The organism is Gordonia sp. SL306 (assembly GCF_026625785.1).
GTDB lineage: Bacteria > Actinomycetota > Actinomycetes > Mycobacteriales > Mycobacteriaceae > Gordonia.
Genome location: NZ_CP113063.1, coordinates 1,633,948 through 1,645,742, shown reverse-complemented (window position 1 = coordinate 1,645,742; position 11,795 = coordinate 1,633,948). Strand labels below are relative to the sequence as shown.

Annotated in this window: 11 protein-coding genes and 2 pseudogenes; 4 read left to right on the top strand and 9 right to left on the bottom strand. The window is 65.3% G+C overall.

The genetic code is table 11. The annotated features are described in order from the left end of the window. Window positions 1–37: 37 nt before the first annotated feature. The 4 genes from OVA31_RS07460 to OVA31_RS07445 form a co-directional block, all read right to left on the bottom strand. Complete coding sequence (locus OVA31_RS07460) at window positions 38–520, bottom strand: hypothetical protein (protein ID WP_267630457.1); 483 nt, start codon at window positions 518–520, stop codon at window positions 38–40. A gap of 271 nt (window positions 521–791) precedes the next feature. Further along, the gene (locus tag OVA31_RS07455) at window positions 792–1,067 is read right to left on the bottom strand and encodes a hypothetical protein (protein WP_267630456.1); all 276 of its coding nucleotides are present in this window, start codon (window positions 1,065–1,067) and stop codon (window positions 792–794) included. Then, a complete protein-coding gene (locus tag OVA31_RS07450; protein WP_267630455.1) occupies window positions 1,064–1,684 on the bottom strand; it encodes a cysteine hydrolase in 621 nt (206 codons plus the stop codon). Before OVA31_RS07450 ends, OVA31_RS07455 begins: the two co-directional genes overlap by 4 nt. Further along, complete coding sequence (locus OVA31_RS07445) at window positions 1,681–2,694, bottom strand: Rieske 2Fe-2S domain-containing protein (RefSeq protein WP_267630454.1); 1,014 nt, start codon at window positions 2,692–2,694, stop codon at window positions 1,681–1,683. The genes OVA31_RS07450 and OVA31_RS07445 overlap by 4 nt, the downstream gene beginning before the upstream one ends. Window positions 2,695–2,807: 113 nt before the next feature. Here OVA31_RS07445 and OVA31_RS07440 point away from each other — a divergent pair, with 113 nt between their 5' ends. Both OVA31_RS07440 and OVA31_RS07435 read left to right on the top strand, forming a co-directional pair. Beyond that, entirely contained in the window at window positions 2,808–3,845 is a 1,038-nt protein-coding gene (locus OVA31_RS07440) for a zinc-binding dehydrogenase (RefSeq protein ID WP_267630453.1), read from the top strand. 39 nt (window positions 3,846–3,884) lie between these two features. After that, window positions 3,885–4,820: pseudogene (locus OVA31_RS07435) on the top strand (TIGR03617 family F420-dependent LLM class oxidoreductase); the annotation flags it as partial. 24 nt (window positions 4,821–4,844) lie between these two features. On the opposite strand, the pseudogene OVA31_RS07430 reads toward OVA31_RS07435, so the two are convergent. From OVA31_RS07430 to OVA31_RS07420, 3 genes and pseudogenes are all read right to left on the bottom strand, one after another. Then, a pseudogene (locus OVA31_RS07430) lies at window positions 4,845–5,036 on the bottom strand (zinc ribbon domain-containing protein); the annotation flags it as partial. 84 nt (window positions 5,037–5,120) lie between these two features. Continuing rightward, window positions 5,121–6,425 carry an amidohydrolase family protein gene (locus OVA31_RS07425; RefSeq protein WP_267630452.1) on the bottom strand — a complete coding sequence of 435 codons (1,305 nt, stop codon included), beginning with the start codon at window positions 6,423–6,425 and terminating at the stop codon, window positions 5,121–5,123. A 110-nt stretch (window positions 6,426–6,535) separates the two neighbouring features. Continuing rightward, the gene (locus tag OVA31_RS07420) at window positions 6,536–8,032 is read right to left on the bottom strand and encodes an acyl-CoA carboxylase subunit beta (RefSeq protein WP_267630451.1); all 1,497 of its coding nucleotides are present in this window, start codon (window positions 8,030–8,032) and stop codon (window positions 6,536–6,538) included. Here OVA31_RS07420 and OVA31_RS07415 point away from each other — a divergent pair. Both OVA31_RS07415 and OVA31_RS07410 read left to right on the top strand, forming a co-directional pair. Continuing rightward, window positions 8,004–8,801: a TetR/AcrR family transcriptional regulator gene (locus OVA31_RS07415; RefSeq protein WP_267630450.1), complete on the top strand. Its 798-nt coding sequence runs from the start codon at window positions 8,004–8,006 to the stop codon at window positions 8,799–8,801. The two genes, OVA31_RS07420 and OVA31_RS07415, sit on opposite strands and share 29 nt — an antisense overlap. A 4-nt stretch (window positions 8,802–8,805) precedes the next feature. Next, window positions 8,806–9,018 (top strand): hypothetical protein, encoded by a 213-nt coding sequence (locus tag OVA31_RS07410; RefSeq protein WP_267630449.1) that lies wholly within the window; start codon window positions 8,806–8,808, stop codon window positions 9,016–9,018. A 63-nt stretch (window positions 9,019–9,081) separates the two neighbouring features. Here OVA31_RS07410 and OVA31_RS07405 read toward each other — a convergent pair whose 3' ends face one another. Together OVA31_RS07405 and OVA31_RS07400 are read right to left on the bottom strand one after the other, a co-directional pair. Continuing rightward, window positions 9,082–10,290 (bottom strand): IS30 family transposase, encoded by a 1,209-nt coding sequence (locus tag OVA31_RS07405; protein WP_267630448.1) that lies wholly within the window; start codon window positions 10,288–10,290, stop codon window positions 9,082–9,084. A 168-nt stretch (window positions 10,291–10,458) separates the two neighbouring features. Continuing rightward, complete coding sequence (locus OVA31_RS07400; protein WP_267630447.1) at window positions 10,459–11,685, bottom strand: amidohydrolase family protein; 1,227 nt, start codon at window positions 11,683–11,685, stop codon at window positions 10,459–10,461. Window positions 11,686–11,795 lie beyond the last annotated feature (110 nt).

The window sequence follows — 11,795 nt, the reverse complement described above, 5'->3', positions numbered from 1 at the left end:
TTCGAGAGCGATCTGAAGAACTTCGGGAGCCCATTGTTCATCTCGCAGTATCGCCCAAACGGCCGATCTGACCGAGACTCTCGCCGCGCCCGTCGACCCAGTCCGCTTCGCCGTCGGCGAGCCGCGGCGTGCAGAATCCGCCGCCGTCTGCCCACGGCCAGGCGACGTGAGCCCGGGCCACCTCATCCTGGACGACATTTGCCAGGTATCGGGCAATCTCGTTCTCGGTGCTGTCGAGCGGCGCCGCTTCGCAGGTGCCCAGTCCTTGGGCGGGTTGCCCCTCGCTCGTGACCGAACTCAGCACGGCCACATAGCCGCTGTGGTCGTCGTACTCGCCGATCCAGTCGATGCGTTCGATCCGGCCGGCGTATTGGCGGGCGCGCAGGTCGTGACCGACCCGATGTAGTGCCACTTCCCACTCTGCAGGGAGGTCGATCCCCGGCACCTCGACACCGGCGTGGGGCGTCCAGACTGCCGTCAGGACCTGCTCGTACCCCCGCTGCCCCAGAGACTTCGCCATCGCGCCAACCTAACTCCACGCGGCAGCCAGAGCCACCCGTGTCTACGGCTGGTGGGGGAGCAGGAGAATCATCAGGTCGTTCGCCCGGGAGAGTATGGTCCCGTCTCGTCGATCATCTCGGCCTCGACGAAGGCCTTCCGTCCGTCCAGACGCGAGACGCGTCCGCGTGCCTCGAGCGGTCGATGGATGGGAGTGACGCCTCGGTGGTCGACGTGGAGGAAGGCGGTTCGACTCAGCGGACGTTCCCCTGCGACCACGGTCTGATCGTCCATCACGAGACCGACCGGGTAGCCGATGCCGTCCCAGATGTCCGTAACCTCCGGGTGGCACGAGATGCGGTTCGAGAGTCTCGGACGTCGGCCTCGATCTGCTCGGCGGCGAGATCCCGTGCGGTGTCGTCGGCTTGGGCGGCGCGGGCGAGGTCCTGCATCCTGCGCATCGCCGCGACGAACCGGGTGATCGCAGGCGTTGCCGGCACGGAGTCCGGCAAGACGAAAGCGCGGGACGGGTCCGGGTCAGTGGTCGCCAGGACGTCGTCGACCCTCACGGCCGACCCCAGGCCGACGACAACTCATCCGTGGTCGTTACTGTGCACAACATCCGTAAGGTGTTGCGGATCATGGCTTCACCATATTCGGGCGGCACGCCGGCAACCGCGTCGCGCGGGAGCACGACCCGATACGACGCGTTGACCGCGTCCATCACGAGGTTCGGGATCGCGACGTTCAGTGAGACGCCGACGGCGACGATGGTCGTGATCCCCAGATTGCGCAGCACTGCGTCGAGGTCGGTGCCGCCCATCGGGCCGAGGCCGTGGAGACGCGTGAGGACCACATCGGATGGCTCCGGTCCGAGTTCGGGCACCAAGGAGGCTCCCGGGCTGCCCGGTGCGATCGACACCTGGCTGCGGCCGACCTCGAACAGCTTGGCGTTGTGGTTGGAGCCGAGCCCGTCGCCGCGTCTGGCGACCAGGCAGTGCACGACGGGCACGTCGACATCGCGGGCCACCTTGAGGAGCCTGCCGATGTTGGGCAGCGCCTCGCGGCGCGCCTCGTCGGCCAGGGCCTTCAGACCGGCATCCGGACCGACGACCGCACCCTGGCATTCCTGGGTGACGATCGCGGTATGGCGTGGGTCGACGAGTTCCGCCAGCGTCGCGCTCATACGCTCGCGTGCGTGTCGACCGGTGGCACGTCGTAAAACTGGGTCGCCCACCGCCGCATCGCCATGTACGGTTTCGCGTCGATGCGCGCGAGTGGCGGCCGCTCCACGTACTTCTGGTAGCGCCAGATCCCGAGATCCTCGAAGACGGTCACGAGGAAACGGTTCTCGACCTTCCGCTGGACGTCCTCGGGCGGGATGTCGGACTCGTCGTCGCCACGCTTCGGCCACCAGATCGAATAGAAGAGATCCGAGTGGCCGTCGTCGACGGGGGTGCACGCGAAGATGAGCCGGTGATTCTGAGCGCCCTCGAAGGCGCTCATCGCGTAGCCGAGCCCCGAGAAGTGGCTGTGGATGCGCAACGACATCTTGTCGGGATCATCGCTGTCCGCGTCCGGCCAGCCCGTGAGGAAGCGCCACTCGTTGTCGACGGCCTCCCATTCCAGGCACACCGGGGTGACGCTCGCGCCGTGCACATAGCGGAAGTGTGAACTGTCCGGCCCGTTCTCCGCGACGATCTGCGGGTGCACCGGCTCTCGCTCGGCACGACGCGAGAACTCGGGATAGATCCGGTAGTACTCCTCAGGTCCGGCCGTGATCTCTGGGAACTTGGCGAAGATGTCGGGTAGGTCCCACTGCGGTGGTTTACCTTCGGGCTGGTACCACATGAAGACGATGCCGTACTGCTCGCGGACCGGATAGACCTGGAGCTTCAGGACCTTGTTGGGCCGGTCGGGCTCGTACGGGATGTAGCGGTTGGAGCCGTCGGGGCCCCACCGCCAGCCGTGGAACGGACACTCGACGCAGTCGCCGACCACCTTGCCGCCGTGTCCGAGATGAGCGCCGAGGTGCTTGCAGTGGCCGGTCATCACGTGGAGCTCACCCGAGTCGTCGCGGTACGCGACGAGGTCTTCCCCGAAGTAGTGCAGCGGTTTCGTCTCTCCCGCGGGGAACTCCGGTGACCAGCCGATCACGAACCACCCGGTGACCTTCCAGGTGAACGGAACCTCCATCGTCGCCTCCACTCGCTCACTGTGTGTCCGCCAATGTGACGCGGGCTGCCATCGCAGTGATTACTGTTGACGTTACAGTAATACATCGTACCGACATCGGGGAGGAGTTTGCCGTGCGCGCAGTTGTCGCCCGGGGTGGCATGGTCGGGGTCGAAGTGGTCGACGATCCAGTGCCCGGTCCAGGGCAGGTTCTGGTCGCGCCGCTCGCCTGCGGGATCTGCGGATCGGACCTGCATCTGGTGTCGTCGCAGGCCGAGATGCCGGATCTGGTACCGCCGATCGTCCTCGGCCACGAGTTCGTCGGCCGCGTCCTCGACAACGGTCCGGGGGGTCGGGGGCGATTCCCTGTCGGTTCGGTCGTCACCTCCGTTCCCTATCTCGACACCGCCGACGGGCCGCAACTGATCGGGCTGTCGCCCCTCGCGTCCGGTGGACTCGCGGAGCAGATGGTGTTGCAGGACAGGCGTCTGCTCCCGGTGCCCGAAGCGGTGGTCGCCGACCACGCGGCCCTCGCGGAGCCGCTCGCCGTGGGTGCGCATGCGGTCGCCGAGGCACAGATGCACACCGACGACGTCGCGCTCGTCATCGGGTGCGGCCCGGTCGGATTGGCGGTGATCGCCGCGCTGAAGGCCGCCGGACACGGGCCGGTGGTCGCGGCCGACTTCTCGCCGAGTCGACGCAGACTGGCCGAGCGGATCGGCGCCGACGTGGTGGTCGATCCCGGGCAGGATTCTCCCTATCGTCGGTGGGCCGAACTCGCCGGGCAGGAGTTGCCCTCGTCGCCTCTGCTGGAGACGGACCGACGCGCCCAGACCGTCGTCTTCGAATGTGTGGGCCTGCCCGGCATCCTCGCCGAGGTGATGAACTCGGTCCATGCGCACACGCGGATCGTGGTGGTGGGTGTGTGTACCGAACCCGACACGATCACACCCGTGATCGCGAACGTGAAGGAGCTGTCGCTGAGATTCGTGTTCGCCTATCGGCCCGACGAGTTCACACGAGCCCTCGAGTGGATCGCCGATGGGACCGTCGACGTTGCTCCCTTCGTCACCGCGGTACGCCCGCTGGAGGACGCTGCACGTTCGTTCACGGATCTCCGTGCGCCCGGAGACCATTGCAAGATCCTGCTGAAGCCGGGAGGAGAAGGATGACGCAGAGGGGATGACGCGAACAGGGATGACGCAGACAGGGGCGAGACCAATCACGATCCGTTCCTGGCCCTGACCCTCGCCGCGGAACACACCTCGCGGATCGAGCTGGGGACCAACATCGCGGTCGCGTTCGCGCGGAACCCGATGTCCGTGGCGAGCTTGGCCTGGGACCTCCAGGATTTCTCGCAGGGGCGGTTCAACCTCGGCCTGGGTACCCAGATCAAACCGCACATCGAAAAGCGTTTCGGGATGCCGTGGAGTGAGCCCGCCGAACGCATGCGCGAATTCGTCGATGCGCTGCACGCCATCTGGTCGGCGTGGCAGAACAGCACCAAGCTGCGGTTCGACGGCCGGTTCTACACCCATAAGATCATGTCACCGATGTTCACGCCGGAGCCCACCGAATACCCGGCACCCAAGGTGTTCCTGGCTGCGGTTGGCGAGAAGATGACCGAGATGTGCGGTGAGGTCGCCGACGGTCTGCTGACCCACCCTTTCACCACCAGGCGTTTCCTGGAAGAGGTGACATCGCCGATGGTTCAGCGCGGCATCGACAGATCCGGTCGCGCGCGAGCCGGGTTCCAGTTGACCTCACCGGTCTTCGTGGTGACCGGCGAGACGGAGGAGGACTTGCGCGAGGCGGCGGTGGCCACGCGCCGTCAGATCGCCTTCTACGGATCGACACCGGCCTACCGGAAGGTGCTCGAACTGCACGGATGGGGAGACCTGCAAACGGAACTCCATGATCTGTCGCTGCGCGGCGAATGGGAGACGATGGGGGAGCTGATCACCGACGAGATCCTGGCGACCTTCGCGGTCGTGGCGCCGGTCGACCAGGTCGCCGGCGGGATCCGGGATCGGTGCGCCGGCGTGATCGACCGTGCGGTACCCGCGCTGCCCACGAACCTGTCGGTAGAGGCTGAGTCGCGAATCATCACGGATCTGCGGTCGGCGGAACTCCCGGAACCCGCCTAGCAGGTCGCGAGTTTTGCCGGATCGGCATTGCGGGCAGATGGGCTTCGGCGGGTGGATCAGACTGTCGCAGGAGAGACACTCCTGGACTCGGAGGTGGCCGTCCTTGCCCGACGTCCAGTAGAACTCGGTCTCGGGTAGCACCAGGGGAAGAATGCGGTCGGACGACCTCGTGTGCGGTTCCTTCACTCGGTAGGTGCCGGTCGTGCCGATTGTCATGCCAGACAACAGATGCGGCCGGTCCGGTGATCCCCGGTCCGACCGCATCCGATTGCGGCGGTGGTGTGCTCGTGCGTCAGGACATCATTTCTTGGCGCGCGAGTGGCCGGTCGCGGCCTTGATCTGCTGTTCCCAGGCAGCGAGCTTCTGCTCCGGATTCGATTCGTGCTTGCTGAGCGCCCGGATGGTCACGTCGTGATCGGCCGACGAGGCTCGCAGGGCGCCAACCGTGGCCTGCTGCTTGGGCACGTGCTTGAACGGATCGAAGGAGTACCAGTCCATCGCGTTGAGGTGAGTCATCTTGTTGATCTCGTCGTCGGGAACCTGCTCCTCGTCGAACACCCCGCCGAGTTCCTCTGGGGCGCCGGGCCACATCGAGTCGCTGTGGGGATAGTCCATCTCCCAGGAGATGTTGTCGATGCCGATCTTGTGGCGCAGCTTCACGCCGAGCGGGTCGCTGATGAAGCAGGTGAGGAAGTGATCGCGGAACACCTCACTCGGCAGCTTGCCCCCGAAGTCCTGCAACGTCCAGGTGGCATGCATCTCGAAGGTGCGGTCCACGCGTTCGAGGAAGTAGGGGATCCAGCCGGTGCCGCCTTCGGAGAGGGCGATCTTGAGATCCTTGTACTCCTTCACCGGCTTCGACCACAGCAGGTCCGCGGCGGCCGAGACGATGTTCATCGGCTGGAGCGTGATCATCACATCCGGAGGCGAGTCCGTCGCCGGGATGGACAGTCGGCCTGACGAGCCGATGTGCACCGAGAGAACGGTGTCGGTGTCCACCAGGGCCTTCCACAGCGGCGCCCAGTAGTCGTCGTGGAAGCTCGGGTAACCCAGCGCGGCCGGATTCTCGGTGAACGTGAGTGAGTGCACGCCCTTCTTCGCCACACGCCGCACCTCTTGCGCGCAGAGCTCTGCGTCCCAGATCACCGGCAGCGCCATGGGGATGAAACGTCCGGGATATGCGCCGCACCACTCGTCGATGTGCCAGTCGTTGTAGGCCTGCACCAGTGCGAGAGAGAAATCCGAGTCCTCGGTCGCGAACAGTCGTGCGGCGAATCCGGGGAACGAGGGGAAGTTCATCTGGGCGAGGACACCGCCCGCGTTCATGTCCTTGACGCGCTCGTCGACGTTGTAGCAGCCCGGTCGGATCTCGTCGAGGCCTTCGGGTTCGAGGCCGTACTCCTCTTTCGGTCGCCCGGCCACGGCGTTGAGCGCCACGTTCGGGATGATGCGGTCGCGAAACTTCCACATGTCGGCGCCGTTGTCCATGTGGACCAACCGCGGCGCGTCGGCAGCATACTTCGCCGGCAGATGATCTTTGAACATATCCGGCGGCTCGATGATGTGGTCGTCGACGCTGATCAGGATCATGTCGTTCTTGTCCACGTCGGACTCCTTTCTGAGGCGTCTACAGTATGTCTTACCATAGACGTCATCGGTAGCCACTTGGGCGGGAAAGGTCGAGCTCGGGGGGGGGGTGGACGCGTCCACCGAGCTCAAGGGGTGATGGCGGTGCGGCTGACCGGTTCGGGCGCGGCCTGACGCGCGTAGAGGCCGCGTCGCAGCGCGGTGAGGAGTTTGTTGCGTGTCTCGCGGGGATCGATCATCTCGTCGAATCCCATGTGCTCGGCCGAGCTGTAGGACGCCGCGAGTTCCATGTCGCGCAACACCGTGGCGAAGTCCTCACCCGCTTTCGTCGCCTGGCCCATCGCGGCCGCGCCCATCGCGCCCATCGTCGCTCCGGGGTAGGCGAAGGTCGCGACCTGATCGTCGAAGCCCAACAGCGACATGACCATCGACCCGAAGCCGAATGCCTTGCGAAGCGTCACATGCAGCTTGAGAGTGGTGGCGGTGGTCTGCGCGGCGAACATCCGCGCCCCGCTCCGCAGGACGCCGCTCTGCTCGGAATCACTGCCCGGGAGCATTCCGGGATTGTCGGTGAGGAAGATCAGCGGCAGGTGGAAGGAGTCGGCCACGGTGATGAAATGCGCGGCCTTGTCGGCGGCGTCGGCATCGATCGAACCGGCCAGCACCAGCGGTTGGTTGGCGACCACGGCCACGGGGTGTCCGCCCAGATGGGCGAGGGCGCAGATGATCGCCGGACCGAACTCCGGTTGCACCTCGAACCAGTCCGGTCGGTCGAAGACCACGTCGAGCACGTCGCGGGCGTCGTAGATGTATTTGTTGTCACGGGAGATGATGTCGAGCAGCTCGGGCGTCTCGCGCGGCTCACCCGAGTCGTCGACGGGGAGCGACGGCGGATACGACCAGGCGCTGGACGGGAAGTACGACAGGTAGCGCCGGATGGCGTCGAGCGCGGACTCGTCGTCGTCGGTCACGTTGTGGACGACCCCGCTCGCCAGCGCGACGTCGGGGCCGCCGAGGTCTTCTTTCGAGATGTCCTCGCCGGTGGACTGCTTCACCACCGGCGGGCCTGCGGTGAAGATGGCGCCGGATGGGCTCATCACCGAGAAGTCGCAGACAGGTGAGACGAGTGCGCCGTGGCCCGCCGATGGTCCAAGGACCGCCGAGATCAAGGGCACCTTGCCGGAGCAGCGTGCCTGCGCGAGCAGGTCGGTCGGTGTCCGTCCGTAATGGTCGCCGGTGGGGCGGAAGCCCGCGCCCTCGAGCAGGATGATCATCGGCACCTTGGTGCGTAAGGCCAACTCAGCCAGTCGGTATCGCTTGGAGTTGCTGCCCGGCGCGATCGTGCCGGCGATGGTGGTGAAGTCCTCGGCGCCGACCAGGACCGGTCGTCCGTCGATCTCGCCGGTTCCGGTGACGATGGCATCCGCGGCGATGTCACCACCGACGAGAGTCCCGAATTCCTGGAAACTGCCGGGGTCGAGGAGATACTCGATACGCGCTCGCGCATCGAGCTTGCCCTTGGCGTGGTGCTTGGCGAGACGCTCGGGACCACCCATCCCCAACGACGTCTGCCGTCGCCGTTCCAGATCGTCGAGTGTGTCGGTCCAGCTGTCCGCGTACGTCACCTGGCTGCCCTCCCGTGGCTCGGAGTGTTATAAATACACTGTTTTCTTATCAGAGCCGCGCATGGGCCACAAGGTGTGGCAGTTCGCCGCGGCGTGGAAAGGAGGACGAATTGTTTTCCACGGCAAGTCCAGTCGACGACGGAACCGCATGGCCAGGCCACTGATCCCGGTCGATGACATCCTCGACCGGGCGTTGGCGTTGCTCGATGACGAAGGCGTCGATGCGCTGAGCGCACGACGTCTGGCCGGGGACCTCAAGATCTCGACGCGCACCCTTTATCAGCAGGTGGGGAATCGAGAGGCGTTGATACGGGCTCTGGTCGCGAGGCATTTCGCGAACCTCCGGCTCGAGTTCCGCGATACCGGTGAGTGGGAGTCGACCGCGGTGAGCTGGTGTCTGACACTGCGTGAGACATTGCGCGCGCATCCGTATCTGACCGAACTGATGAGTTTCGACGACCGCCGCGTGATCACCGAGTTCGTCGGCGATCTGGTGAAAGTTGCTCGGAGTGCCGGTATTCCGGACCACTTGGCAGCGGAGTGCTGCCGCGCGTTGGTGAACGTGACGGTCAACCACACGATTGTCGAGGTGCGGGCTCTGCACGATCCTGCCCCGTCGGCGGAGAACGCCGCCGAGGCCGAGAGCATGGCGCGCAACCTACCGCTGACAATCCGGTGGATTCTGTCGGGCGTCCGCAACGACGTCGGATTGTCGAAACATACTGTGAAACAGCCCTGGCGCGACCGGCGCGTCATCGGGAAGGATTGATGACATGACCAAGAACGAAGCGCTCAAGGAGATCGACTCGCACCTCAGCAGTCTCAGCTCCGCGTCCCACTCCAAGCTGACGATGCCGGAGGTCAAGGTCCGGCGGAGGCAATTACACGTCTGGCGTGCACAGGTCGACGCGGCCCATGACGGGGAGGGCGTCCTCGACGAGATCATCAGTGAGGTCTACGCAACCGAGCCCATACGGACGACATAGCGCCGGCACGACCGCCGACCGTGCACAGAATTCCGCGGCGGATTCCAGCGGTCGTCGCAACACCTATGGCTGGTGGTGGGAGGCTAGCAGGTCGGTGAAGGCTTCGGCTGGGGTGCGAAATCCCAGGGCTGCGCGTGGCCGGTTGTTGAGTGCGGTCGCGATCTGGTTGAGGTGGTCGCTGCTGTGGACGGACAGGTCGGTCCCTTTCGGGAAGTACTGCCGGAGAAGGCCGTTGGTGTTCTCGTTGGTGCCACGCTGCCACGGCGAGTGCGGGTCACAGAACCACACTTGCAGATTGTGATCGACCGCGATGTTGGTGTGTACGCCACGCATCTCTGACCCCTGATCCCAGGTGATCGACCGCCGCAGATGGGCGGGTAGATCACCGATCCCGATGGCCAGTGCGGTGCGCAGGTCCTGCCCGGTCCGAGTCGTGGGCAGGTGGAGCAGGATCGTGAATCGGGTAGTGCGCTCGACCAGGGTGCCGATCTGCGAGTGCCCCTCGCGGCCCAGAATGCAATCACCTTCCCAATCGCCAGGAACCGCCCGATCCTCGACCGCGGCCGGGCGGTTGGCGATCAGCAACTCCCGCGGCACGATGGTCGACCCCGTCCGGGCCGTCCGCGGCTTACGCACGCTACGCCCCGACCTCAATGATGCTGTGACCTGCTGTTTCATCTCACCGCGAGGAAAAACGAACAACGTTCGATAGATCGCCTCAGGACTGATGCGCATCCTCACATCATCCGCGAACTCCGTTACCAGCCGAGCACTGATCTGTGCCGGGGACCAATGCTCGAGGCCACTGAGCTTGTCCCAGACATAGGCGCGCAGCACATCGTTGGACTCGAGCTTGCGCAGCTTAGGTCTGGCCCGCCGATGCTGCGCTCGCCGCTGGGCATAGCCCGCGGCGTAGGTGCGATGCTGCGGCCGATTCCGCCGTAACTCGCGGCTGATCGTCGACGGAGCCCGCGCCAGATCACGCGCGATCTGGCGCACCGAAAGTCCCACAGCGTTCTTATTCGCAATCAGGTCACGCTCATCAGCCGACAGATACCGCGACTGCGGCCCCGACCCATGCTCATCACACGCGGCCGGCCTGCTCACAGTAGGAATCACCCCACCATGCTTGGCCATCAACTTATGCCCCAACCGCACCGAGATCCCCGCGTGTCGCGCCGCGGCCGCCGTGCTCATCCCACCCGCCCGCCCCTGCCAGAACTCCCACACCGGCAACGCCGGCATCGACTGCCCACGCTTCAACCGCCCCATCACAACTCCCTTCACTCAGGGTGTTGCGACGATCCCTTGAGGCCGCCCGCCGACCGTGCGCACGAGGCGGCCTGTGTGCACGATCGGCGAGGATCTGCGCACGATCGGCGGGGATCTGTGCACGATCGGCGGGAGCCGGGGACGCGGGGAGCCGGGGAGGCGGGTGAGTCAGGCCGTCGCGAACTCCGGTGGGTGGGCAGCATCCGGGTCGGGATTCGCGATCGGCAGCCCCATGAAGCGACGTGCGTTGTCGCCCATGAAGTCCCAGGTTCGTCGGTCGTCCATGCCTTCGGCGTACTTCCAGAAGCCCTTCGGCTCGGGCAGTCCCTCGGGGTGCGGGTAGTCCGATCCGAACATCACCTTGTCCCACCCGACCGTCTCCACCACGTCTGCGACCGATCCCTCCCAGAACGGGCTGACCCAGATGTTGCGACGGAAGACGTCGAGCGGATCTTCCGGGAAGTTCTGGGGCATCTTGCGGGTGAGGTCTGTCAGATCGTGGAAGAGCGGATGAATCCACGAACTCCCGTTCTCGACACTGGCGATGCGCAGGTCGGGGAAGCGGGTCAGTGTGCCGTGGCAGATGAGACTGCCGATCATGTCGGAGATCTCGCGATGGCCGAGAGCCAGCCAGCGGAACGAGCTCATGGCCATGAAGTTCTTGGTGTTCGGTGGCTCCCACTTGTTGACGTACTCATCGAGCGGGGGCTGGCTGGCGTGCAACACGATCGGGAGGCCGGAGGCCTCGACGTCCCGCCAGAACGGGTCGAACTCGGGGAGGGCGGGCGATCGCCACCCGTGCAGGCCCTTGACCGGTGCAGGCTTGATGAGCGCGACCTTTGCGCCGTTGTCGAGGATGTACTCGAGTTCGCGCCGGGCGCCATCGACCTCGGCGCAATTGATGATCGGCGTCGAGAACACCCGATCCTGATAGGCATACGTCCAGTGCTCGAGCATCCACTGGTTGAGTGCGTGGATGATCGCCAGCGTCAGTTCGGGATCGTCGGCAGCGGAATGCTCGACCAGGCTGGCGAGCGTGGGGTAGTTGAGGCACTCCCGCACTCCTTGCCGATCGAGTTCTACGACCCGGTCCGCCGGATTGCGGGTCGCGGCAGGCGCCTCGATCGCTTTCCCCTGCATCTCACGCAGCGTCAGACCCTCCGCGTTCTCGCCTGCGAAGAACTTCTCGTGGGCGCCGGGCGCGGCAACGCGATCGAAGGTCGGGTTCGGGATGAAGTCGGTGATCGTTCCGTTGATCGCGAGACGGGTGTGGCGCCCGATCTGGACGTACTGCACCGCTTGCCGGTACTGCTCCGGCAAGTACTTGGTGAGCGCCTCCGCCGTCTCGTACATGTGAGAGTCGGCGTCGAAGACGGGGGCGTCGGGCTGGGGCATGCGTCTACTCCTTCGCGGTGACGGGCTCGCACCTGAGCTGAGACCGAGCCTTGCACTGTCTGACGAGAGTGTCAACAGTAGTGACAACAGTAGATATCTCTGCGGTCTGA